The organism is Paenibacillus sp. Marseille-P2973 (genome assembly GCF_018101095.1).
GTDB classification, from domain to species: Bacteria; Bacillota; Bacilli; order Paenibacillales; family Paenibacillaceae; genus Fontibacillus; species Fontibacillus vini.
Window position 1 is genome coordinate 25,623 of the sequence record NZ_JAGQEH010000001.1, and the last position, 22,848, is coordinate 48,470.

Genomic DNA, 22,848 nt, shown 5'->3' on the forward strand with positions numbered 1-22,848 from the left:
ATTAAACCTCCCCTTCGCTGGCATACACATGCAGGAGCGTATCTTCCGGTTTCGGAAACGGAGCCAATTCGGCCGATTCGATCGCTTCTTTAAGCTGTTGGGAAATCTCCCTGCTCAGCGCCTCATCCTGTTCTTCACTCCACAAGCCATTTTCCACCAAATACTGCTTCATCTTCGGAATCCCGTCTTTTCTCCAGTTCTCATCGACTTCTTCCTTCGTCCGGTAAGCCAGATCGTTATCGGAAGTAGAGTGAGGTGAAAGCCGGTACATCATCGCTTCGATCAAGGTTGGCCCTTCGCCGCGGACAGCACGTTCACGCGCTTCTTTAACGACTCTGTACACTTCGAGCGCATCGTTACCGTCGACGCGGATTCCCGGGAATCCATAACCTAGCGCACGGTCGGACACTTTACCGCCGAGCTGCTTCTTGATCGGTACGGAAATCGCGTATTGGTTGTTTTCACACATGAAAATGACCGGCAGCTTCTGTACCCCGGCAAAATTCAAGCCTTCGTGGAAATCTCCTTGATTGCTGGAGCCTTCTCCAAAGGTTACATAAGATACGATGTCTTTCTTCTGCATTTTGGCAGCCAGCGCGATTCCGACCGCATGTGGTACTTGCGTTGTTACCGGACTCGACCCGGTTACGATCCGAAGCCGCTTGGAACCGAAATGGCCCGGCATCTGACGGCCGCCGCTATTCGGATCATCCGCCTTGGCAAACGCCGACAGCATCAATTCCTTTAGACTCATGCCGACAGTAAGCACAAAGCCGTAATCGCGGTAATATGGCAAAAAATAGTCCCGTTCACGGTCAAGCGCAAACGCCGCAGCTACCTGCGCCGTTTCCTGTCCGATACCGGAGACGTGAAAGTTAATCTTGCCCGCCCGCTGCAGCAACAAATTCCGTTCATCGAATTTCCGCGCGAGCAGCATATATTTGTACATGTCGACCACTTCGGCATCCGACAATCCGAGCTGCTCATGTTTTGGCTGAGTTTTAATTGAACTTTTTGCATTCATGGGAGTTACCTCCTTTAATTGGCACCCTCGCCTGATTTTAATCTCATCTTAAAACCTGGTACTAAGACTTGGGTTAACCTTATTATAATCCCTTTCGGCCTAAAAAGAAAATATAATAGTTACATCAAAGGGATAATGAGCGTCCTTCCACTGCGAGCGCCGCTTCTCCGATAATTTCGGAAAGCGAAGGATGGGCAAATACCGCTTGTCCGATTTCCCAAGGCGTCGCATCCAGCAATTGTGCCAGAGCTGCCTGTGCGATCAATTCGGTTGCATGTGCACCGATGATTTGAACGCCGACAAGATCATTGGTGACGGCATCGGCCACGATTTTTACGAAGCCTTCGCGCTCTCCCTGCACCAGCGCTTTACCGATAGCTGAAAAAGGTACTTTGGCGGTTTTCACTTCCCGGCCTTGCTGCTTGGCTTCCTTCTCGGTAATTCCTACGGATGCAACTTCCGGACGCGTATACACGCAGCGCGGTACCTGGTATGCCTCATAGGCGTGGGATGCTTCGCCAGCCAAGTGGTTCACGGCGACCAGACCTTCGTGACTGGCCGCATGCGCAAGCTGCAGCCCCCCGATGCAATCGCCGATCGCGTAAATATGCGGCTCCGTCGTCTGCATATGCTCGTTGACACGGATGAAGCCTTGCTGCAGGCCGATATCGGTGTTTTCGAGTCCGATATTTTCCACGTTGGCCTGCCGGCCTACCGACACCAGCAGCTTGTCCCCTTGCAGGATAGTCACATCATCCCCGCGCTGCGCGGAAATATGTACGAGGCCGTCCTTCACTTCGTACGAATCAGTCAATACTTTAACTCCGGTCATCACCGTAACTCCGCGCTTTTGCAGCTGTTTCTGCAGCTCGCGTGCCACCTCTTCGTCCTCGGCCGGGAGCAGTTGATCCGCCGCTTCAACGACCGTGACCTGAACGCCAAAATCATTTAGCAGGGATGCCCATTCTACGCCGATCACTCCTCCGCCGACAATCAGCATCGATTCCGGAAGCTCCTCCATGGACAAAGCTTCATCGCTGCTAAGGATATGCTTGCCGTCCGGGATCAAGCCGGGAAGGAAACGAGGCCGGGAACCTGTGGCGATGATCAGATTGGCCGGAACTACGGTCTCCATTTCGCCGTCACTCAGTTCAACCGCCACGGCTCCGCTCTTGGGCGAGAAGATCGAAGGTCCGATAACCCGGCCTTTCCCTTGGAGAACCTGGATTTTATTTTTACGCATCAAATATTGAACGCCTTTATGTAGCTGATCGACGATTCCCTGTTTTCTCTCCTGCACTTTCGGGAATACCAGAGTAACGCCGCTCGTCTCAATTCCGAAACTGGCGCTATCTTTCATCTGGGCATAAAGCTCCGCGCTTCTAAGCAGCGCCTTGCTTGGAATACAGCCCCGGTGCAGGCAGGTTCCGCCAAGCTTGTCCTGTTCTATAATCACGACTTCCTTGCCAAGCTGGGCCGCGCGGATCGCCGCGATATAACCTCCGGTTCCGCCGCCGAGTACCGCCACATCGCATGAAATAGTCATAATTTACACTCCACCATTCTTATTGAATAATAATCTTTTACCATTGTACCTTGTTTTTAGCCTAATACAAATAAGCTCCTAAATGGACAGAATTTAAAGAAAACGGTATGATAATAAAAATAAGTTTTGACGAAAGGAAGTAGCCTGATCCGATGAAACTGATGATCTCCAGGTTTATCGCCGTCATCATTTTGGTCATCCCCGGCATCGCCGCCATGACCGGCTTTTTAAAGATGAAGGACGCTTTGTTTATATATATGTCCGATCATGGAGACGATACTCTCTCCGCCGTTACGTTCGACTGGTTGAACTTTACGGTCGGCCTGCTGCTGTTTGCAGTCGGTATCGGATTTCTTGGAGGCTGGATTTTCTTCAGGGACCGCAAGCGGAATTATGTCGGACCTAGAAAAAAAGCCCGCAAGCAGGCTGCAGAAACACGGCCCTGAATTGCCGGTTGAATGAATCTTAAGTCTAGCTGAACGAGCCGTAAGGAGTGGGACATGCTATCTTTTGTACTGACATTAAAACGCCTGCTCAGCGGCCTGCGTCATTCGTTCAAGAAGCATCATTTTCAAGTGCTGATCTTCCTGATCGCAGCCACTTTGTTATCGGGTACCTTATTCTATGTTAAAGTGGAACATCTACCTTGGCTCGACGCCCTTTATTTCTGTGTAGTTACCCTGACTACAGTCGGCCATCCCGAATTTGTCCCTCAAACCTCGCTTGGAAAAGTATTCACGATGGTTTACGTGTTCGCAGGTATCGGTCTTACCTTTGGCACGATCTTCGAAATTGCGGCCGGGATTATGTTCCCGCGAACGGGAGGTCAACGCGGACTTCGAACGAAAGACGACCCAACGGAACAGGAACCGGACAAAGCCGGCAATTAAAAAATCTTTCCCGCGCAATTTCGTGGGAAAGATTTTTTTTAGATGTCAGAATGTATAAACTTCGTAGCATTAGCTGCCTGATATCGCAAGAACAACTTCCGCTAAACGCGGTCTGGCTTCCGTGAAAGTACATCGATAGACGTTTTTCTTATGATGGTTTCGCCTTATTCATACAAGGCGTCTCTCAGCTTGCTGGACATTCTCGGGCTGCTCCCTGCGGAAAGCCGGAGAATTGTTTTACGCAGCCTGACATTCTCCGCATTCAGGCTTTGCGTCTTTTCAATAAGCTCCTTAATCAGGTCCTGCTCTTCTTTGTTTAAAGCGGGATGCTGCAATAACTCCAGATGGGGACCCAAGTTCAAATCGTTGTTGTCCGGCATCTTATCCCCTCCTCAATCTCTGGCTCAAAACATGTTCATTGTACCACGTACAATTGTTTATATAAACCACAGATAACGGGGCGTATCGCGGACATACCGGTTGTAAGTTTCTCCAAAGGTTTGCTTCAAATGTCTTTCTTCCTGAATGATCAGCAGATGGAAGAAGAACAAATTGCTGACACCGACTATAAGCGCGAGCAGGTTTGGGTACATCATCATGAAGCCGATAAACATCAGGTCGAAGCCGGTAAAAGCCGGGTTTCTGCTATAACGGTATATGCCGTTCGTTACAAGTGACGTTTCGGTGGATTTATCGATGCCAACGCGCCAGGATGTTTTCATATATAACATCGCTGCGATAAAGACGCACAAACCGATACCAGCCACGATAACCCCCATCCATCCGACAGGACGGGCAAATGGGATGGAACGATAAGTCCCGATTCCCAAGCTATTCAAGAACCATAAGATCGCCCAACAAAACGATGATATTTTGACGGCCGTTTCTACGATCACAGTAGCAGGCGGCTTGTTTCCTTTGCCCAATACATTGGCGGTAATCCGATTTTTTCTGGATAACAGAACGAGTTTCATGAAATAACTTATAACAAAAGTAAAAAATAGAATTAGACTGTTCACGTCTTTGATATCCATTTCCTTCATCTCCTACACCAGCAGTGGTGAATGGCGAATCAACGGGGTTTCAATTTGAACCGTGGCGTGAGTAATCCGATATTGCTCCTCCAACATCGATATTGCTTCTTGTAGTATCCTTTGCTGATCCTCTTGCTCACCGATCACTAAATGGCAGCTAAGAGAATCCATGCCCGAAGTAATCGACCAAATATGCAAATCGTGAACCTCTTGGACACCCATAATTCGCTCCAAATCTTCCTTGACCTTGTTCTGGTCGATGGATGCCGGCACTCCTTCCATCAGCACGTGCAGCGACTGGGCTATGACGCCCCATGCCCCTTTAAGAATCAACAATGCGACAAGAACACTTATGATCGGATCAAAAATATACCAGCCGAAAGCCCACATTACGATACCGCCCAAGATAGCCCCCACAGATCCCAGCGCATCACCCAGGACGTGCAAATAAGCACTCCGGTAGTTGATATTTCCTTTAACATCGCCTTTCTTAAGCAGCGCCCAGGCACTGGCCAGATTTGCAGCCAAACCGATAAAGGCAATCAGCATCATAGGCCCGGTGGACACAGTCGGCGGATCGAAAAATCTGCCGTAGGCTTCCCTGATGATAAAACCGGCGATGATGAACAATGTAATCCCGTTTAGCAGAGCGGCGAGAATCTCGGTTCTGTAATAACCGAAGCTTCTCCGGGAAGATGCCGGGCGTGCGGCAAACCAGATCGCAATAAGACTTAACACCAGAGAACTGGCATCGCTGAGCATATGACCGGAGTCGGAGAGTAAGGCCAAGCTGTTGGTAATCAACCCTCCAAAAAACTCCAGAACAGCTATCGAGGCCGTAATTAGCAGTGCAATGAGAATGCCTTTCTTGTTGCCCGATCTTGCTGAATGATGATCTCCGTGATGATGTCCATGAGCATGGCTGTGAGAATGACCATGGGAATGGTTATGATGGCCATGATTGTGCTCATGATTTTTATGATTATGCATGTCCTTCGCCTCCCTCATCACAATTGGCATGCTCGATCGCTTGACTTAACAACGAAATAACATGATCATCATCGCAGCTATAATACATCGTATTCGCGGATCTTCTGAATTTCACAAGCCGCAAATTCCGCAAAAAGCTTAGTTGGTGAGATACGGCGGATTGCGATAACCCCAAAACCTCAGTCATGTGCGTAACGGAGCACTCTTCCTCCGACAGTAGGTATAGAATCCGGATACGCGTCGGATCGGCCAATGCTTTAAAAATCGTCGATACGCTGTCAATGGTAGTGTCCGTTAAAAAAGAATGCGTATTTTTATCCATCATGAATCACTCCTGAATTCGTATATGAGCATATGCTCATATATAGAATAGTCTTAACGGTATATATTGTCAATGCTTAAATAATAAAAAATCTCCTCTACTGGTTGAGTAAGCCTTAACCAATAAAGGAGATTCACAGCTAAAAATACGGCATGCAACATGATATTGATATCTGTATGCAAAGTCGTTCTGGATGTCTGCATCATTTTAACCCGTTATTCCTTATCCCTTTTGGGGATCGGATCCTTTCACGACACCTTATGCTCAATTCTCAGCTTATCAGCCACCATCGCGATGAACTCGGAGTTCGTCGGTTTGGATTTGCTGATGTTGATCGTATATCCGAAAAGATGGCTAATGGAGTCGATATTGCCGCGCGTCCAAGCGACTTCGATCGCGTGGCGAATGGCGCGTTCGACGCGGGATGGTGTCGTTTTGAACTTTTCTGCGATCGCCGGATACAAGGTTTTTGTAATAGCCCCCAAAATTTCGATGTTATTGTAGACCATCGTTATAGCTTCGCGCAAATACTGATATCCCTTAATATGTGCAGGAACTCCGATTTCATGAATGATTGACGTAATATTTGCATCCAGATTCTTTCCTTTTCCTAACGGCACCACATTGGATTTCGTAAATGGCGTGGATGTAGTTCCACTGGACGTCTGTACGCCGACAAGTTGGCGAATCCTGTTAGCCAGAACTTCCATATCAAATGGTTTGAGGATGTAATACGATGCCCCGAGCTGGACGGCACGTTGTGTGATATTCTCCTGGCCGAAAGCGGTCAACATAATGATTTTCGGCTGCGGGTTCAGATTAAGGTCGCGCAAACGCTCCAGTACACCGAGTCCATCCAAATGCGGCATGATGATGTCCAAAATCAACACGTCCGGAACTTTAGGAGCATTGTCGATCATCTCCAGCACTTCTTCACCATTGTAAGCAATCCCCGAGATGACCATATCGTCCTGCCCCGAAATATATTCCGCGAGCAAATTTGTAAATTCCCGATTATCATCCGCCAATAACACTTCAATTTTCTGCACCGACTTTTGTCCTCCTTAAGTAAAATGATTAAGTATTTTTATTTTCTCTTCTTCCAGAATAAGGATTCGACACGCAAAAGTAAATTCCTTCTGTCGAAAATTATTTTTCTTTATTTTTTTATTATGTTGATATATAATGATACATTTATTTACACAATTTTATCTGATTCATTTTTATTCGACAAAAACCATCGTCCAATCCGATTTAAAGCAAAAATCTTAAGGCGATTAACCCGCCTTAAGATTTTGGGAAGAGCTCTCCTGATTTCCTTGTAAAATGCCGGCATCTTGAAGCATCCATTCAATAAAGCATCCGTAACCGGAACGCGGATCGTTGACAAAAACATGAGTTACCGCGCCGATTAACTTACCGTTTTGAATAATCGGGCTGCCGCTCATTCCTTGGACAATCCCGCCGGTCTTATCGATCAGTTTAGGATCGGTAATTCTAAGCACGATCCCTTTGGTCTCCGGGGCATTTTGCTTAGATACATGAACGATTTCGACCTTGAATCTTTCCACCTTTTGCCCTTCGACGACCGTCAAAATTTCAGCCGGACCCTCTTTGACCTCTTCCGAGAAGGCAACCGGAATTGGCGCTTGATACACACTATGGTCCGGGTTCTGCCCCATCTTCCCGAAAATGCCGAAATGCGTGTTGCGCTCAATATTCCCCAATGTCTTTCCTTCCTTAACGAAATGTGCGCGTTTTTCACCAGGCTCGCCGCTTTCGCTCTTGGAAATCGAGGTTACGCTCGATTGAAGGATTTCTCCGCTGCCCACGACAATCGGAGTTTGGGTATTCATATCCGTAATAATATGTCCCAGGGCCCCGTATACGCCCTGATCCGGCGCATAAAACGTCAACGTGCCGACACCGGCCGCCGAATCCCGAATGTACAGACCCATTCTCCAGGCACGGTCCTGCCCGTCAAACGCGGGGGTCAACGACGTGTTAAACGATTTTCCGCCCCGCTTATAAGTGATTTTCATCGGTTTGTTTGCTTTTCCCGCTTTTCCGGCAATTTCGGCAACATCTTTAACGTCCTTTAATTGAACGCCGTCAATGTGCGTAATTAAATCGCCGACCTGCAATCCGGCGGCTTCACCCGGGGAAACTCTCCGGTTATTGTCATTCACTTGGTGATGGCCGACAATCAAGATTCCGGCCGATTTCACTTTGACGCCGATGGTTTGACCGCCGGGGATGACTTTCAAATCGGGAATTACATTAACCTTTACGGTTTTGAGGGGGATTTGACCGAATAATTTCATGCGAAGCTTGGCTTCTCCGCTGTGTAAGGACGATAAGTTTAGCGGGTCTCCTAAGGATACCTTCATGGTCGGCACCGCTTGACCGTTCAGCATGACGACGTCGGGCCGATCTACACTGACACTTGCCTGTACCGGCAAAGCAAGATGGATTTGCCGGCCCTGCCCTTGAAACAAACGAAGTTCATCGGGCAGTTGCGGTAGGCGGCCTTCAGCCGCGGAGGTACCAAGAAAACAAAAGAAGAAGGCAAATAAAAGGCCGAGCAGTCTTTTCCTGAGGTTCGGGTTCAACGGCTTTCACGCTCCCTTAGCTTCTTTCGCTTGACGAAAAGGTGGTCGCCAATTGCGTACCTATAAGATACCCCGGGTCAGGCCTTTTATTACTGTCAATCATTGTCCCGGCACACCACTTCCCTTTAAACCGGGAACTTCTGCGCCTTGGCCAAATTCAGCATTTCCTGGGCATGATGCTTCGTTTTTTCCGTAATTTCTACGCCTCCGAGCATGCGGGCCAGCTCCATTACCCGCTCTTCTTCCGAAAGCTGTTCAACACGGGTCATCGTCCGGCCTTCCTCGACAACCTTCTCGATCAGATACTGTTGATCCGCCATGCAAGCCACTTGCGGTAAATGCGTGATGGAGAACACCTGGCATGTCTGAGACAAACGGTACAGCTTCTCTGCGATCGACTGAGCCGCACGCCCGCTGACACCGGTATCCACTTCGTCAAATATAAGTACAGGCACCTCGTCATGCCTTGCAAAAATGCTTTTGAGCGCCAGCATAATCCGCGACAGCTCTCCTCCGGAGGCAATTTTGCTTAACGGCCGGAGCGGCTCGCCCGGATTCGGGGAAATCAGAAACTCAGCGTTGTCGATCCCTTGCTTGCCCGGACGCAACTTCTGACCATTCCATTCAATACCGTGAGGATCTTCATTCCAAGCCAACTTCACTTGGAGGGAAGTTCTGCCCATTTGCAGGTCCTTCAGCTCGTTCTCAATCTGACCGGCTAATTCTTCGGCTTTTCTTGCGCGGACCTCGCTTAATTCAACTGCCTTTTCCATCAATCCTGTAAGCAGCTTTTCCCGACGGAGTTGAAGCTGTTCCAAAAGTTCGTCTTTATTTTCAAGTGTATCCGTTTCTCGCCGGATTTTATCGTAATATTCCAAAATTCCTTCCACGCTGTCCCCGTATTTGCGGCGTAAGGTGGAGATCATATTCAGCCGGTCTTCCACTTCTTCCAGTCTTTCGGGATTAAATTCGATGTTCTCGCGGTAAGACCGTAAACTGAACGAAGCATCCTCCAGCTGATAATAAGCGGATTGAAGCTGCTCAAGCAGCGGATTAACCTGTTTGCTGTCGTAAGACGCAACCTCGTTTAACCGCGAGATCGCCTTGGCTACCGCCTCAAGCCCCTGAGCTCCGTACAACATGTCATAGGCCTGAGAGATGGAATCCATCATTTTCTCGCTATGGGATAGTCTGACCTTTTCTTCCGAAAGCAATTCATCTTCTCCGAGTTTTAAACCCGCCGCAGAAATTTCCTCCAGCTGAAAACGATACAGATCCAGCATCTGCAATGCCTGCTGGCTCGTATTACGGAGCTCATTCCATTCCTTGTTTACTTTAACGAAACCCGAATAAGCTTCCTGGTATTGCGCTTTAACGGGCCCGATCTCATTCGCTCCGTAGGCATCCAGAAGCTCAAGATGGCGTTCGGGACGGAGCAGGGTTTGGTGTTCATGCTGTCCGTGTAAATTAATAAGGCTTTCCCCGATTTGACGGAGCATCGTTAAATTAACGAGCTGTCCATTGATTCTGGCCGTGCTTTTCCCTTGGGCACTGATTTCCCGCCGGATGATCAGCGACTCGGCAGGGTCGCCCCCGATGCCGAACTCTGCCAGAGTGGCCCAAACAGAGTGGCCTTCAGGCAAGTCAAATGAAGCCTCCATTTCGGCCTTATCGCAGCCGTAACGGATCAAATCCGAGGAACCGCGACCGCCGGCAATAAGCCCGAGAGCATCAATTATGATCGATTTACCGGCGCCCGTCTCCCCGGTCAATACATGAAACCCCGGATGGAACGTAATATCCACCGCTTCAACCACAGCCAAATTACGTATACTTAAATGGACCAGCACGCAACGACAACTCCCTTCGAACGCAAAAATATAGAAGGTACTACTTATGAAATGAAGTTCATGATCTGTTTGATCACGAACTGACTGTATTCCTCATCCCGGCAAATCATCAGGATCGTATCATCCCCGCATATCGTACCGAGCAAATCCGGCCATTCCATATTGTCGAGCAGGACGGCGACCGAGTTGGCTGTCCCTGGAAGGCATTTCACGACGACAAGATTGCCGGTATGATCGATATGAACAAAGCTGTCGACCAAAGCGCGTTGGAGCTTCTGAACCGGATTGTACCGCTGTGCGGTTGGCATGGAATACTTATATCTGCCGTCATCCGTCGGAACCTTGATCAGCATAAGCTCTTTAATATCCCTGGACACCGTGGCTTGGGTTACTTGAAAACCCGCATTCCTTAGCGCTTCGACCAGCTCGTCCTGGGTTTCTATTTCCTTGTTTGCTATAATCTCACGTATTTTGATATGTCTTTGACCCTTCATAACGTCCTCCATGGCCCTTCATGGGCTGATTCGTCTTCATCTTCGTCTGTCGTTAAGGCAATTTCTTTGAGGGTTCCCTGCTCACTATCCACATACAGCAATCCCGCACACTCGGGATACAGCAGCAGATAAGGTAACAGATCTCTTCGGAGGCCGCTGCCTGTCCATTCGATGGGCAATCGTTCCCGCGCGGTTCTTACCAGATAGAATTCCCCATCTTTGACCGCGATATAGTCGATAAACAATCGGCTATGGAGAATTTGGCCATCCACTTTAAAAGCAAGCGGTACCTTCAGCTTGTCACTGACCACCTCATAACCGGCTGTCTCCAGCACATCTACGGCCGGATGCTCCACAATCTCCTCGTTCATCATGAATCCGATCCCTGAGCGCAAAGTAAACGGCTTGCGGACCCATGAGCGGAAACCGCGATAGCCGAGATACAGCGCGATCCCCGCAATGACAACCATCAGCAGACCGTCGGAATAATCCCCCATAACTCAATCACCTCAACTGACTTATTCGACGCAAGAATCCTCAGCTCCTGTCAATCAGGAACAATATATAGGTCAGCAATAAAGTCATGTCTCGAGATATTTATATTATAGGGGAACGCCTGTTCCGTTGGCAATATCCAAAAATCAAAAACCCGTCATTTCGACGGGTTCGCATGAAATGTCCGCGCGGCTTCCTCAATCACGCGCCGTGACATTTCTGTTATTTGCTCCGGTCCTGTTTCGTCTGAACCCGGCTCTTCGTTCAGGCCGAAATGCGCCAAAAACTCAATATTGCCTTCACCGCCGGTAATCGGGGAAAACGTGAGTCCTTTCAGAGCAAAACCAAGCTCCACAGCGAAACCAAGCACCGTTTCCAGCACCTCAAGATGCACTTTGGAATCGCGAACTACGCCGGATTTCCCCACCTTGTCTCGTCCCGCTTCAAACTGCGGCTTGATCAACGCCGCGATATCTGCCGGCCGCTTCAGTAACTCCAGCAGGGGAGGCAGAATGATTTTCAGCGAAATAAACGAAACGTCGATGCTTGCGAAATCCGGTGTCGGCCCATCCAAATCATCGGGCGTCATATACCGGAAGTTGGTCCGTTCTTTCACATTGACACGCTCGTCGTTCCGAAGCGACCAATCGAGCTGATTATATCCGACATCGATGGCATATACGTAATCGGCTCCGTTTTGCAGAGCGCAATCCGTAAAGCCTCCGGTAGAGGATCCGATATCGAGCATTGTCCGCCCGTTCAAATCGATGCCGAATGTTCTAAGCGCCTTTTCCAGCTTCAGCCCGCCCCTGCTCACATAGGGATGGACCGATCCTTTTACGGTTAGCGGAATATCACGGGGTACCTTTGTTCCGGCTTTCTCGATCCTCTCCGACCCGCTGAGGACGAGACCCGCCATGATCGCGGCTTTCGCCTTCTCCCTGCTTTCAAAAAAGCCCTGCTCCACAAGCAGGACATCGATACGTTCTTTGGATACAGACATCGAATTCTCCTGACTTTTCCCGGTGAAAGGAGAAACTCGCGGACGGAAAGTCCGTCTGCGAGCATTCACCATCCCTATTTTAAAAGCTGTTGAATCATTCTTGATTTATGGTTCTTCATATCTCGTTTAGCTTAAAAAGGCTTCGCTTTTTTGCCGAATGCAAACTGCTGGCCGGAGCGGTACTTAAGAACTTCACCGACAACATTCTCCGCCGTCAGACCGACTTCTTGCAATTGTTCCTTGATGCTTCCGTGTTCAATGAATCGGTCCGGAACTCCCATCAGGCTGATATCGAGACCTGAAAGTCCGTGCTCCGCATAAAATTCCAGCACCGCGCTGCCCAGACTGCCTGCTTGGGACGCCTCTTCCAGTACGATCATTTTTCCGGGACGACGAGCCAGACTCAGCAGCATGTTATCATCCAGCGGCTTCAAGAACCGGGCATTGACCACCGCGGCCTGAATGCCTTCCCGTTTCAGCATCTCGGCGGCTTCCTCGGCGACCTGAACCATCGGCCCAACGGCCATGATGACCAGCCCTTCCCCTTCGCGAAGCATTTCCCAGCTTCCGATTGGAATCGGAACCAGCTTCTCGTCCAGCGGAACGCCAGGAACATTGATGCGTGGGTACCGATATGCGATCGGCCCGTCGTTGTATTCCAGAGCCGTCTTCATCATATGGCGCAGTTCATTCTCATCTTTTGGCATCATGAGTACCATGTTCGGAATGTGGCGCAAAAAGGCGATATCGAAAACGCCCTGATGCGTTTCCCCATCGGCTCCGACAAATCCTGCCCGGTCGATGGCGAACATGACATTCGCATTATGACGGCAGATGTCATGAACGATCTGATCATATGCACGCTGCATGAAGGTGGAATACACGGCAAAGACCGGCTTCATCCCTTCCAGCGCCATCGCGGCACACATCGTGGCCGCATGTTGTTCGGCGATCCCTACATCGATCATTCGTCCAGGGAACCGCTCTCCGAATTTAACCAATCCGGAGCCCCCAGGCATAGCCGGAGTTACCGCAACGATCCGGTCGTCCTGTTCGGCCAGCTCGATCAGCGTCTCCCCGAATACCTCGGTATACATTGGATTTCCAACGGCCTTCAGCAGCTGGCCCGATTCGATTTTGTACGGGGAAGTAATCCCATGCCACTTAAAGGAGTCTTCCTCCGCAGGCGTATATCCTTTGCCCTTCGTAGTCAGTACATGAACAAGTACAGGGCCTTTAACATTGTTAGCCTGATTAAAAGAGTCGATAAGCCCCGGAAGATCATGCCCGTCGACCGGTCCTAAATACTTGAACCCGAGCTCTTCGAACAGCACGCCTGATACCATCAAATACTTCAGGCTGTCTTTTACTCTTTCCGCCGTTTTCGCCAGCTTGCCGCCAATGGCAGGAATCTTCTTGAGCAATTGTTCCACTTCGTCCTTCGCACGCAAATAATTGCGGTCCGAACGGATTTTGGTCAAATAATTGTGCATGGCGCCGACATTAGGCGCGATCGACATTTCGTTGTCGTTCAGGATCACCATGAGATCCTTCTTTTCGTGCCCGATATGGTTCAGTGCCTCGAAGGCCATGCCTCCGGTAAGCGCTCCGTCTCCGATAACGGCTACCACTTTGTGCTGCTCACCTTTAAGATCACGAGCCAAAGCCATACCCATGGCCGCCGACAAAGAAGTGCTGCTATGACCGGCTTCCCAGACGTCATGCTCACTCTCGCAACGCTTCACAAAGCCGCAAAGTCCGTTTTGCTTCCGCAGCGTATCGAAACGGTCCATCCGGCCGGTTAAAATTTTGTGCACGTAAGCCTGATGGCCTACGTCGAAAATAAACTTATCCTGCGGGCTGTTATAACAATAATGCAGCGCGATGGTCAGTTCGACCACGCCCAGATTGGGAGCTAAATGTCCACCCGTGATTGAGAGCTTTTCAATTAAAAATTGGCGAATTTCGGCCGCAAGCGGAGTCAATTCCTCAATCGAACATGACTTCAAATCGCCGGGCCCTTTAATTTGCGAAAGCAGCACCCAAATTCCCCGCTTTCCTATATGGATTTCTGTCTGTGTAAGTTTAAAACATAAACTTGTTGATAATAGCCTTTATTATAGCACATGATCCGGAATTGTCGAAAATGACCCCATTAATGATCTCTCTGCAATAAATAATCGGCGATGGCCAGCAGATGATCCGGGTTCGGAATGTTACCTTCGGTTATCGCGTCTTTGGCGGAGCGGGTCAACCGGTCCACTTCGGCGCGAGATGCCTCCAGGCCTATAAAATAAGGATAGGTAACCTTTCCTTGCTTCACGTCGCTCTGCGTTTTTTTGCCGAGCTTGGTCTCATCGCCCACAAGATCCAGAATGTCGTCCTGAATTTGAAAAGCGAGACCGATCGAACGCCCGTACGTTTCGAGTGCGGCGAGCTGCGTTTCCGAGGCTGACGCGATCCGGCCTCCGGCCTTCAAACAGAAGACGATTAGATCCCCGGTCTTATGCTCGTGGATATACCGAAGCTGTTCCAGATCGGTAAGTCCCTGTTCACCTTCCATGTCCGCAACCTGGCCGCCTACCATACCGGATGGTCCGGCATATACGGCGAGTTCTTCAATGATCGACAGAACGCTTTCGGCGCTGATTCCATACTGGCGCGAGGCTTGAACGACACTGTAAAAAGCATGGGTCAACAGTCCGTCACCCGCTAGGATCGCCATTGCTTCCCCGAACACCTTATGGTTCGTCAGCTTGCCGCGCCGGTAATCATCGTCATCCATTGCCGGTAAATCATCATGGATCAGCGAGTAGGTATGTACCATTTCCACGGCGCAGGCGACGGGCAGCGCAGCCTCACGGCTCGCTCCCAGCGACTCCGCCGCGGCAACGACGAGCAACGGCCGCAGCCGTTTGCCCCCGGCCATCAGTGAGTATTGCATCGACTTCGCAAGCCGTTCAGGTACGTTCCAGGCTCCCGGCAGAAACTCCTCGAGCCGGGAACCAACCAGCCCCGAAATCTCTCCGATATAGCTTTGAATCGAAGTACCCGAAGCCTTATCCAAGCGAATCGCTCTCCTCTGCCAAAGAATTGAACGGCTTCTTGGTGATCTCTCCGTCCGTTTCCACGATCATTTCGATCTTGCGCTCCACCTGTGACAGCTTCTGGCTGCAAAGCTGTGACAGCTGCATACCTTTTTGGAACAGATCGATCGCCTGTTCCAACGGCACGTCTCCCCGCTCAAGTTGGGAAACGATATCTTCCAGTTGATTCATCGCCTCTTCAAAATTAAGACCCTGTTGTTCCTCCGCCATCGTCACCTGCTCCTTTCCGCATGCCCCATACTTGGCAATCCAGTTCCCCGTCGGTGACTTTAACCTTCACCATATCGCCGGGTTCCACATCATTCATCGATTTGATCAGCTTTTTGCCTTGCTCGTCATACACCAGGCTGTATCCCCGTCCCATAACCTTCAAAGGACTCAACATATCCAACTGACGGATTCCGGACGTCAGCTGCTGTGATTTGTCCCGCAGGAGGGCGGTCATCGCCTGGCGGAGCAGCCGGTCTCCTTCGCTCTGGCGACGCTTCGCGAAGAGCAAGCTCTCCTGCGGATGGTACCGCAGCAGACGCTGATGCAGCCGGCCGTGCCGGGCATCCGTCAGCTCCTTGCGGGACATCATCCGCGCCTGTAGCCGCGTCTTCAGCGTATCCAGCCGCTCCGCGTGCTGGAGCAGCGCCCGCTGCGGCTGCCGCATGGCCGGCGACTGCTGGAGCCGGCGGAGCCGCTCGCGCGCCTGGGCCAGGCGATGCTGCAAGCCCTGCTGCAGCATCTGCTCGCGCTGGCGCAGCTGCGCCTTCAGCTCGGCCGTGTGCGGCACGGCGAGCTCGGCGGCGGCGGTGGGCGTAGCGGCGCGCAAATCCGCGACGAAATCGGCGATGGTAAAGTCCGTTTCGTGCCCCACCGCCGAAATGACCGGGATCTCCGATTCGTAAATCGCGCGCGCGACCGGCTCTTCATTGAACGCCCACAGCTCTTCCAGCGAGCCGCCGCCCCGGCCGACGATCAAGACGTCGGCCTCGCCGCTCTCGTTCATCGTCCGGATCGCCTTGACGATCGAAGGAGCCGCTCCCTTCCCCTGCACCAATACCGGGTACAGGACGACGGAAGCCTGCGGATAACGGCGCTGCAGCGTCGTAAGAATGTCGCGGACAGCCGCTCCGGTCGGCGATGTAATAACGCCGATCACATGCGGAAACCGCGGCAACGCCCGCTTCCGTCCCGGTGCAAACAGACCTTCGGCTTCCAGCTTGTTCTTTAATTGCTCGTAAGCCAGATACAAACTGCCGATGCCGTCCGGCTGCATATGCGTCGCATAGAACTGGTATTGGCCGTCCCGTTCGTAAACCGTGACGTTCCCCCGGGCGATTACCCGGGCGCCTTCCTTCGGAATGAAAGGAAGCCGCCGGTTATGCGTCGCGAACATGATGCTCTTGATCCGGCTGCTTTCATCCTTCAACGTAAAGTACATATGTCCGCTCGAGTGGTGCGTGAAATTCGAAATCTCGCCGCGAATCCACACCTCGGACAATAAGGTGTCCGACTCCATTTTCATCCGGATGTACCGGTTCAATTCTTTGATGGATAAAACGCGCTGTTCCACGGGGCTTTCCCCCTTTCCGCTCTGGCCTGGGTCCTAATGTTCTTACTAAGCCAGCCCGCCTAACCGTTTTGCCGCGATCAGCGTATTTTGCATCAGCATCGTGATCGTCATCGGGCCCACACCGCCAGGTACCGGCGTAATCGGACCGGAAACTTCCTTCACGGATTCAAAATCCACGTCGCCGGCCAGTTTGCCGTTCTCCAAACGGTTCATGCCCACATCGATAACCACAGCACCGGGCTTCACGTACGACGCGTCAACAAAGTTGGCCCGCCCGATTGCCACTACTAGAATATCCGCCTGCTGCGTCAATTCCTTCATGTTGGCCGTCCGCGAATGACACATCGTCACCGTGGCGTTCTCCCGCTGCAAAAGAAGGGATACCGGCTTGCCGACAATATTGCTGCGGCCGATAACTACGGCATGCTTTCCGGCCATTTCAATTCCTGTCCGTTTGATAAGCTCAATCACTCCTGCCGGTGTACACGGCAGCAGGCTGTCGTCCCCGATCACGAGGTTTCCGACGTTCACTGGATGGAAGCCGTCTACGTCTTTTTCCACAGCAATCGCATTGATCACAGACTTCTCATCTATATGGTTAGGCAGCGGCAATTGCACGAGTATGCCGTGAATATTGTCTTGGCGGTTAAGCTTGTCCACAAGAGCCAACAACTCTTCTTGGGTCGTCGATGCAGACAGACGATGAACCTCCGAGTAATAGCCGAGGTCATGACATGCCTTCTCTTTATTCCGGACATATACCTGAGAAGCCGGATCTTCCCCGACGAGAACAACCGCGAGACCAGGGGTTAATCCCTGCTTCGTCAGAAGCTCGACCTCGCCGCGAAGCGCTCCCCGGATCTCTTCCGAAACTTGTTTACCGTTAATGAGTGGTGCTGACATGATATCCTCTCCTTTTATGGCTTGTTTATATATGTTTAGATCTTGGCCTTAAGCTGATCCAAGTCCTGTATCATCTTACCGAGCACACCGTTGACAAATTTGCCGGACTCCGTTGTACCGAAATGTTTGGCAAGCTCAATCGCTTCATTCACCGCTACTTTCCCGGGAACATCATCACGGAAAATCATTTCATACACGGCTTGACGGAGTACTTGACGATCAACCTTGGACAAGCGGCTGATTTGCCAGCCTTTCAAATAATCGGACAACAGTCCGTCGATCGCTTCCTTCCGGCTCCACGTTCCGTTCACGAGCTCCAAAATGAAATCCTTGGCTTTAGCCCCGGTCAAATCGGTAACCTCGACTTCTCCCTCATTCTCGCCGGCCGCTTCGGCCAACAGCATCGTCACCGCTTCCTCAGCTTCAACCTCGTTCATTTCCATATGATACAAACTTTGCACCGCAATTTCTCTCGCCAATCTCCGTTTCATGGACTGCCTCCTTGATTAAGTTGAACCTATCTTAATGATGAGCCAAAAACGCTTGGATCATCACAATTTCCTTATTTTAAAAAGATGAGCCTTCTGAAAATTTACAACGGCCTTCATTACGCAAAAAAACCTGTAACATGCTCTCTCCACAAAACGGGCAAGATGAAGACGGTGCTCTTTTTCCGGAGAAAGCATATCACAGGAATCATTTAAATGGGCGCCAGCGCGAAGCCAGCCAGTTCTTCAGTTCCCCCCATGGCAAGAAGGACCCTTGGTCCAAATCCTTGTACTTGCCGACGGTATACCCGACAAACAGTAAGAGGGCGCAGAACATCATGTTCCAAAATCCGAAAAACAGATAGATCGGGCATAAAAACACGGCCGCCGCCAGCCCGAGCAGGCGCCCCCTGTGACTCTCCCACAACTGCTTCCAAAACACGGCGCTTCCCCCTATTCAACCCGGCTTTTCATGACAGGCGACTGGACAAGGTTCGCAATATACACCGACACATAAGACACCGGTATCCCCGTAATTTCCTCTACATGATCATGAACTTGCTTTTGCACTTCTTCGGTCAAGGCCGGTATGGAAGAATCGCCGTCAACCATCGCCCGGACCATAATGTCCAGACCCGCTTCCGTAATCCGGATTCTCGTTTTCACTTCACGGATGCCACGTACGCGGGATGCCGCTTTATAGGACAGATTCTCGATCGTCTCGGTGGAAATCTGAATATCGCCGTATTCGGTCCGCTGATCAATCGACGTAAGCGAGCGCCGGTCGCGGCGAATTGAAATGTAGAAGAACCGGATGCTGATTAAGAAGAGGATCGCAGAAACCACAATTGTCGCAATAAAAAGACCTTTGTCTTCCTCCAGACTGCTTAGGGAAAAAGGTACCGTATCCGTAAGCAGAAGGATGGCTAATACGGATAGTATTGCGATACTCAAGCTGTATACAAACAGCAGAAGTCTGTCCAAAATTTTGGCCACGACGGGAACAGCCCCCTTATCAAATGTCTGAAACTATAGTAAACCCCTGACGCGGAGGTCGGGGGTTTGGTGCCAGGTATTATTTCACCCGATGGCTCAATTCAATTTCTTCGTTACGTTCCGCTGCTTTGAAAATAACGTCATGAATATGTACGTTGACTTCCACCACAGTCAGCCCGGTCATTGTTTCAATAGAACGCTTGACGTTAAGCTGGATTTCCGTAGCCACTTCAGGCAGCCTGTGACCGTATTCTACGATAACGGATACATCGACGGCCGCTTCTTTCTGGCCTACTTCCACTTTGACGCCTTTGGACAAATTCTTCCGTCCGAGCAGCTCGACAATACCGCCGGCAAAGCCGCCGCTCATGCCCGCTACACCTTTTACTTCGACGGTGGCCAGACCTGCAATTACTTCAATCACTTCAGGTGCGATTTGAATCTCGCCGATCTCTGTCCGTTCGAATTCCGTAGGTAAAGAACTCATTCTATCATCCACCTCTCAATAAGTATGACGCTCCCTTTATAGCTCTCAATTTTACAGCTAAAGACCGCGCACTTATTATAAATACTATATCATTTCGGGGTCATTATGACAAACCGGAAGACTTGTTTCTAAATCTCGTGTTCTTCCAAAAATTTAATGTCAAAATCCCCTTTTAGGAACACGGGATGCTTCAGCAATTTCTGATGGAACGGAATGGTGGTATGAATTCCCTCAATGGCGAATTCGGCCAAAGCCCGCTTCATTTTGGCAATCGCTTCTTCCCGGGTAGCTCCCCATACGATCAGCTTCGCGATCATGGAATCATAGTATGGCGAGATGGTATATCCCGGATAAGCCCCACTGTCAACACGAACGCCCGGTCCGCCAGGAGCGAGGTAAAATCCGATTTTGCCCGGAGAAGGCATGAAATTGCGGGAAGGATCCTCCGCATTGATCCGGCATTCGATCGACCAGCCGTTCAGCTTGACTTCGTCCTGTGTAAAGGAAAGCGGATTGCCTTCGGCAACCGAAATCATCTCCTGGATAAGGTCGATTCCAGTGACCATTTCCGTAACGGGATGCTCAACCTGGATCCGCGTATTCATTTCCATGAAGTAGAACTGGCCGTCCGGACCAAGCAGAAACTCAAGCGTACCCGCACCGGAGTAATTTACCGCCAGCGCCGCCCGTACGGCAGCTTCGCCCATTTCTTTACGCTTTTCGGGAGAGAGCACCGGACAAGGGGCTTCTTCGACCAGTTTCTGGCGACGTCGCTGCACGGAGCAGTCCCGTTCGCCAAGATAAGCAGCATTCCCGTGCTTATCGGCTATAATTTGAATCTCGACATGCTTCATACCCGTCAAAAATTTCTCCAGGTAGACACCGGCATTGCCAAACGCTTTTTGTGCCTCTTGTTGAGCCGTCGTGATCTGCTTGACCAGCGACTCCTCATCCTCGGCAATACGAATGCCTTTACCGCCGCCACCGGCCGTAGCTTTAATGATGACCGGATAACCGATTTCGCGGGCTACCGCCATCGCTTGGTCCAGATCGTCAACCAATCCGTCGGAACCCGGAATGACCGGAACGTTCGCTTCCTTCATCGTCTGCTTCGCCACCGCTTTATCACCCATTTTGGTGATCGCTTCGGGAGACGGACCGATAAAGGTGATGTTGCAGGAGCCGCAAATTTCCGCGAAGTCCGCATTTTCAGCCAAAAATCCGTAACCCGGATGGATGGCGTCGCATTCCGTCAACGTGGCCACGCTCATCAGATTCGTAAAGTTCAGGTAGCTGTCCTTTGATAAGGTCGGGCCGATGCAGTACGCTTCGTCCGCGAGCCGGACATGGAGAGAATCCTTGTCCGCTTCTGAGTATACCGCGACGGAGGAAATCCCCAGCTCGCGGCATGCACGAATAATTCGAACCGCAATTTCGCCGCGGTTCGCAATCAGTATTTTATGAAATTTCACTAGTTCCCATCCTCCTTGAAAGCTAACCGCGCTTCATTAAGCAGCCGCAGGTACGCAAATTACTCCGGCTTCACCAGAAAGAGAGGCTGTCCGTATTCGACGAGTTGTCCGTTCTCTACGAGAATATCGGTAATTTCGCCTTTGATTTCGGCTTCCAGTTCGTTCATCAGCTTCATCGCCTCAATAATACAAACCGTCGTTTTCTCGCCTACCTTATCTCCGATGTTCACAAACGCATTAGCGTCTGGAGATGCTGCCCGGTAGAACGTTCCAACCATTGGGGACACAATCGTATGTAGGTTTGCTGCCTTTTCCCCAGGACTTACAGCTGCTTCGGGCTCTGTAATTACTGCCGGAGCCGATACCGCCGGTACTGCTGTAGGCGCGGTTCCGGAAACAACCGTCGGCTGCACTTGGACCAATTCGGTCTTGATAGGCTTCCGAATGCATAGACGAGCGCCTTCGTTCTCAATTTCAAGTTCTTGCACGGACGTTTTGTCCAACAGTTCAATCAATTCCTTGATTTCATCCAATTTAAACATGTGCTTTTTCACTCCTTCAGCTTTTTCAAACAAAGCCTTGGCCTTCTCAAATCAAACATTTTGAAGTAACCCATCACTTAACTTTATGTATTATATCACAATCGACTAAAATGGAAAGAGTCCAAGATTTCCTTGGACTCTTCTCCATACGACACGGTTTTCGCATGTCGCCATTATTCGATATTCTTGTATTTACCGCCCAATGTTCACTATTGCGTTATATATTGGACACTGACTTTATCTTGGGAAACGCCGAGTTCCTTGATAACCAGGTCCATAATGCCTACTGCGTCTTTAGCCTCCAATTTTTCGCTAACGACAAGCACTTTATATTTGTTATCCGTTTCTTCGACAACGGCATTCGCGTATTTTTGTTGTAATTTTTCTTCGATCGAATATATTTTTTCTTCTCGTTCTTCTAATGCACTGAGTTCTTTTTGAGCCATAGCCGCTTCTTCCAGCGTTTTGCTTCCGTCATTGATCGCTTGCACCAATTCATCCTGCTTTTTGATGTTCTCGGCATTACGCTGGAACTGATAAGCGGTCAGAGAATCTGTCGCAGTTACCCCCTGCGTTTCCAGCTGCTTCAGCACATCTTCATCACCGGTGCCCGTATTTCCGGCAGTGGAGGAATCGCCATCTTTCCCAGCCGCTTCTTCCTTTTTGCCATCCGATTCTTTTACGGCACTGTCTTTGCCTGGATCTGAGCTATCGGCAGTTTTTTCAGTGTCTGGAGCGCCCCCGGAATTTGCAACAGGATCCGTGGCGGCTTCTTCGTCCGTGATAACCGGGCTTTGCTCGCCATCGGTAACGACTTCCGAAAGAATCACTTCTCCATCTTGGCCTAAGCCGCTGTCAGTTACTGTTTCCTGAGTCATCCCCTTATCCATGGTGGACACCTGTTTGCCGTCGGCTGCCTGATTTTTCGCCGGGCTGTCCTCGGTGAAGAGATAGTATGCGGATAAAACCACCATCAAACTAAGCATAGATACCAGCCATACCGTTTGTCTTTTCGATCTCATTGAATATTCC

At 50.4% G+C, this 22,848-nt stretch carries 26 protein-coding genes; 2 read left to right on the forward strand and 24 right to left on the reverse strand.

Going from position 1 to position 22,848, the window contains the following annotated elements; genetic code table 11:
* Position 1: 1 nt before the first annotated feature.
* Complete coding sequence (locus KB559_RS00140) at positions 2–1,024, reverse strand: thiamine pyrophosphate-dependent dehydrogenase E1 component subunit alpha (RefSeq protein ID WP_211019572.1); 1,023 nt, start codon at positions 1,022–1,024, stop codon at positions 2–4.
* A gap of 124 nt (positions 1,025–1,148) precedes the next feature.
* On the reverse strand, positions 1,149–2,570 hold the full coding sequence (lpdA, locus tag KB559_RS00145; RefSeq protein WP_211019573.1) for a dihydrolipoyl dehydrogenase: 1,422 nt from the start codon (positions 2,568–2,570) through the stop codon (positions 1,149–1,151).
* A gap of 152 nt (positions 2,571–2,722) precedes the next feature.
* Between lpdA and KB559_RS00150 the strand changes: the two genes are divergently transcribed.
* Complete coding sequence (locus tag KB559_RS00150) at positions 2,723–3,016, forward strand: DUF2627 domain-containing protein (protein WP_211019574.1); 294 nt, start codon at positions 2,723–2,725, stop codon at positions 3,014–3,016.
* Positions 3,017–3,070: 54 nt separating this feature from the next.
* On the forward strand, positions 3,071–3,460 hold the full coding sequence (locus KB559_RS00155) for a potassium channel family protein (protein WP_211019575.1): 390 nt from the start codon (positions 3,071–3,073) through the stop codon (positions 3,458–3,460).
* A gap of 164 nt (positions 3,461–3,624) precedes the next feature.
* Here the strand turns inward: KB559_RS00155 and KB559_RS00160 are convergent, their stop codons facing one another.
* From KB559_RS00160 to KB559_RS00265, 22 genes are all read right to left on the reverse strand, one after another.
* A complete protein-coding gene (locus KB559_RS00160; protein ID WP_211019576.1) occupies positions 3,625–3,840 on the reverse strand; it encodes a hypothetical protein in 216 nt (71 codons plus the stop codon).
* Between the two features lie 57 nt (positions 3,841–3,897).
* Positions 3,898–4,494 (reverse strand): methyltransferase family protein, encoded by a 597-nt coding sequence (locus KB559_RS00165; RefSeq protein ID WP_211019577.1) that lies wholly within the window; start codon positions 4,492–4,494, stop codon positions 3,898–3,900.
* 12 nt (positions 4,495–4,506) lie between these two features.
* The gene (locus KB559_RS00170; RefSeq protein ID WP_211019578.1) at positions 4,507–5,484 is read right to left on the reverse strand and encodes a cation diffusion facilitator family transporter; all 978 of its coding nucleotides are present in this window, start codon (positions 5,482–5,484) and stop codon (positions 4,507–4,509) included.
* A complete protein-coding gene (locus KB559_RS00175; protein ID WP_211019579.1) occupies positions 5,477–5,806 on the reverse strand; it encodes an ArsR/SmtB family transcription factor in 330 nt (109 codons plus the stop codon). The genes KB559_RS00170 and KB559_RS00175 overlap by 8 nt, the downstream gene beginning before the upstream one ends.
* A 248-nt stretch (positions 5,807–6,054) precedes the next feature.
* Positions 6,055–6,855 carry a sporulation transcription factor Spo0A gene (gene spo0A, locus KB559_RS00180; RefSeq protein WP_211019580.1) on the reverse strand — a complete coding sequence of 267 codons (801 nt, stop codon included), beginning with the start codon at positions 6,853–6,855 and terminating at the stop codon, positions 6,055–6,057.
* Between the two features lie 228 nt (positions 6,856–7,083).
* Positions 7,084–8,418, reverse strand: a complete 1,335-nt coding sequence (spoIVB, locus tag KB559_RS00185; RefSeq protein WP_211019581.1) for a SpoIVB peptidase — start codon at positions 8,416–8,418, stop codon at positions 7,084–7,086.
* A 125-nt stretch (positions 8,419–8,543) separates the two neighbouring features.
* Positions 8,544–10,268, reverse strand: coding sequence for a DNA repair protein RecN (gene recN, locus KB559_RS00190; RefSeq protein ID WP_211019582.1), 1,725 nt, complete (start codon positions 10,266–10,268; stop codon positions 8,544–8,546).
* Between the two features lie 44 nt (positions 10,269–10,312).
* Positions 10,313–10,762 (reverse strand): transcriptional regulator AhrC/ArgR, encoded by a 450-nt coding sequence (gene ahrC / locus KB559_RS00195; RefSeq protein ID WP_211019583.1) that lies wholly within the window; start codon positions 10,760–10,762, stop codon positions 10,313–10,315.
* Complete coding sequence (locus KB559_RS00200) at positions 10,759–11,259, reverse strand: hypothetical protein (protein ID WP_211019584.1); 501 nt, start codon at positions 11,257–11,259, stop codon at positions 10,759–10,761. The genes ahrC and KB559_RS00200 overlap by 4 nt, the downstream gene beginning before the upstream one ends.
* 155 nt (positions 11,260–11,414) lie before the next feature.
* Positions 11,415–12,260: a TlyA family RNA methyltransferase gene (locus tag KB559_RS00205; RefSeq protein ID WP_211019585.1), complete on the reverse strand. Its 846-nt coding sequence runs from the start codon at positions 12,258–12,260 to the stop codon at positions 11,415–11,417.
* Positions 12,261–12,391: 131 nt separating this feature from the next.
* Positions 12,392–14,302 (reverse strand): 1-deoxy-D-xylulose-5-phosphate synthase, encoded by a 1,911-nt coding sequence (gene dxs / locus KB559_RS00210; protein WP_211019586.1) that lies wholly within the window; start codon positions 14,300–14,302, stop codon positions 12,392–12,394.
* 113 nt (positions 14,303–14,415) lie between these two features.
* Entirely contained in the window at positions 14,416–15,327 is a 912-nt protein-coding gene (locus KB559_RS00215; protein ID WP_211019587.1) for a polyprenyl synthetase family protein, read from the reverse strand.
* Entirely contained in the window at positions 15,320–15,577 is a 258-nt protein-coding gene (gene xseB, locus KB559_RS00220; protein WP_211019588.1) for an exodeoxyribonuclease VII small subunit, read from the reverse strand. Before xseB ends, KB559_RS00215 begins: the two co-directional genes overlap by 8 nt.
* Complete coding sequence (gene xseA / locus KB559_RS00225) at positions 15,552–16,880, reverse strand: exodeoxyribonuclease VII large subunit (RefSeq protein WP_247681521.1); 1,329 nt, start codon at positions 16,878–16,880, stop codon at positions 15,552–15,554. Before xseA ends, xseB begins: the two co-directional genes overlap by 26 nt.
* Before the next feature lie 93 nt (positions 16,881–16,973).
* A complete protein-coding gene (gene folD / locus KB559_RS00230) occupies positions 16,974–17,831 on the reverse strand; it encodes a bifunctional methylenetetrahydrofolate dehydrogenase/methenyltetrahydrofolate cyclohydrolase FolD (RefSeq protein WP_211019590.1) in 858 nt (285 codons plus the stop codon).
* Between the two features lie 35 nt (positions 17,832–17,866).
* Positions 17,867–18,322: a transcription antitermination factor NusB gene (gene nusB, locus KB559_RS00235; RefSeq protein WP_211019591.1), complete on the reverse strand. Its 456-nt coding sequence runs from the start codon at positions 18,320–18,322 to the stop codon at positions 17,867–17,869.
* Positions 18,323–18,527: 205 nt separating this feature from the next.
* The gene (locus KB559_RS00240; protein ID WP_211019592.1) at positions 18,528–18,761 is read right to left on the reverse strand and encodes a DUF2273 domain-containing protein; all 234 of its coding nucleotides are present in this window, start codon (positions 18,759–18,761) and stop codon (positions 18,528–18,530) included.
* Between the two features lie 11 nt (positions 18,762–18,772).
* Entirely contained in the window at positions 18,773–19,315 is a 543-nt protein-coding gene (gene amaP / locus KB559_RS00245; RefSeq protein WP_211019593.1) for an alkaline shock response membrane anchor protein AmaP, read from the reverse strand.
* Between the two features lie 79 nt (positions 19,316–19,394).
* Entirely contained in the window at positions 19,395–19,802 is a 408-nt protein-coding gene (locus tag KB559_RS00250; RefSeq protein WP_211019594.1) for an Asp23/Gls24 family envelope stress response protein, read from the reverse strand.
* A 128-nt stretch (positions 19,803–19,930) separates the two neighbouring features.
* Positions 19,931–21,274 carry an acetyl-CoA carboxylase biotin carboxylase subunit gene (gene accC, locus KB559_RS00255; RefSeq protein WP_211019595.1) on the reverse strand — a complete coding sequence of 448 codons (1,344 nt, stop codon included), beginning with the start codon at positions 21,272–21,274 and terminating at the stop codon, positions 19,931–19,933.
* A 59-nt stretch (positions 21,275–21,333) separates the two neighbouring features.
* Positions 21,334–21,816 carry an acetyl-CoA carboxylase biotin carboxyl carrier protein gene (gene accB, locus KB559_RS00260; RefSeq protein ID WP_211019596.1) on the reverse strand — a complete coding sequence of 161 codons (483 nt, stop codon included), beginning with the start codon at positions 21,814–21,816 and terminating at the stop codon, positions 21,334–21,336.
* 209 nt (positions 21,817–22,025) lie between these two features.
* Entirely contained in the window at positions 22,026–22,838 is an 813-nt protein-coding gene (locus tag KB559_RS00265) for a SpoIIIAH-like family protein (protein ID WP_211019597.1), read from the reverse strand.
* Positions 22,839–22,848: the final 10 nt, after the last annotated feature.

What these genes read in the sequence shown, in the direction of transcription:
- xseB (WP_211019588.1), bottom strand. Translation starts at nt 15,577, where the DNA reads ATGGCGGAGGAACAACAGGGTCTTAATTTTGAAGAGGCGATGAATCAA.
- xseA (WP_247681521.1), bottom strand. Translation starts at nt 16,880, where the DNA reads ATGAAAATGGAGTCGGACACCTTATTGTCCGAGGTGTGGATTCGCGGC.
- KB559_RS00155 (WP_211019575.1), top strand. Translation starts at nt 3,071, where the DNA reads ATGCTATCTTTTGTACTGACATTAAAACGCCTGCTCAGCGGCCTGCGT.
- KB559_RS00200 (WP_211019584.1), bottom strand. Translation starts at nt 11,259, where the DNA reads ATGGGGGATTATTCCGACGGTCTGCTGATGGTTGTCATTGCGGGGATC.
- KB559_RS00160 (WP_211019576.1), bottom strand. Translation starts at nt 3,840, where the DNA reads ATGCCGGACAACAACGATTTGAACTTGGGTCCCCATCTGGAGTTATTG.
- nusB (WP_211019591.1), bottom strand. Translation starts at nt 18,322, where the DNA reads ATGAAACGGAGATTGGCGAGAGAAATTGCGGTGCAAAGTTTGTATCAT.
- KB559_RS00170 (WP_211019578.1), bottom strand. Translation starts at nt 5,484, where the DNA reads ATGCATAATCATAAAAATCATGAGCACAATCATGGCCATCATAACCAT.
- folD (WP_211019590.1), bottom strand. Translation starts at nt 17,831, where the DNA reads ATGTCAGCACCACTCATTAACGGTAAACAAGTTTCGGAAGAGATCCGG.
- KB559_RS00175 (WP_211019579.1), bottom strand. Translation starts at nt 5,806, where the DNA reads ATGGATAAAAATACGCATTCTTTTTTAACGGACACTACCATTGACAGC.
- KB559_RS00205 (WP_211019585.1), bottom strand. Translation starts at nt 12,260, where the DNA reads ATGTCTGTATCCAAAGAACGTATCGATGTCCTGCTTGTGGAGCAGGGC.
- KB559_RS00165 (WP_211019577.1), bottom strand. Translation starts at nt 4,494, where the DNA reads ATGGATATCAAAGACGTGAACAGTCTAATTCTATTTTTTACTTTTGTT.
- accB (WP_211019596.1), bottom strand. Translation starts at nt 21,816, where the DNA reads ATGTTTAAATTGGATGAAATCAAGGAATTGATTGAACTGTTGGACAAA.
- ahrC (WP_211019583.1), bottom strand. Translation starts at nt 10,762, where the DNA reads ATGAAGGGTCAAAGACATATCAAAATACGTGAGATTATAGCAAACAAG.
- KB559_RS00265 (WP_211019597.1), bottom strand. Translation starts at nt 22,838, where the DNA reads ATGAGATCGAAAAGACAAACGGTATGGCTGGTATCTATGCTTAGTTTG.
- KB559_RS00250 (WP_211019594.1), bottom strand. Translation starts at nt 19,802, where the DNA reads ATGAGTTCTTTACCTACGGAATTCGAACGGACAGAGATCGGCGAGATT.
- KB559_RS00150 (WP_211019574.1), top strand. Translation starts at nt 2,723, where the DNA reads ATGAAACTGATGATCTCCAGGTTTATCGCCGTCATCATTTTGGTCATC.
- lpdA (WP_211019573.1), bottom strand. Translation starts at nt 2,570, where the DNA reads ATGACTATTTCATGCGATGTGGCGGTACTCGGCGGCGGAACCGGAGGT.
- KB559_RS00140 (WP_211019572.1), bottom strand. Translation starts at nt 1,024, where the DNA reads ATGAATGCAAAAAGTTCAATTAAAACTCAGCCAAAACATGAGCAGCTC.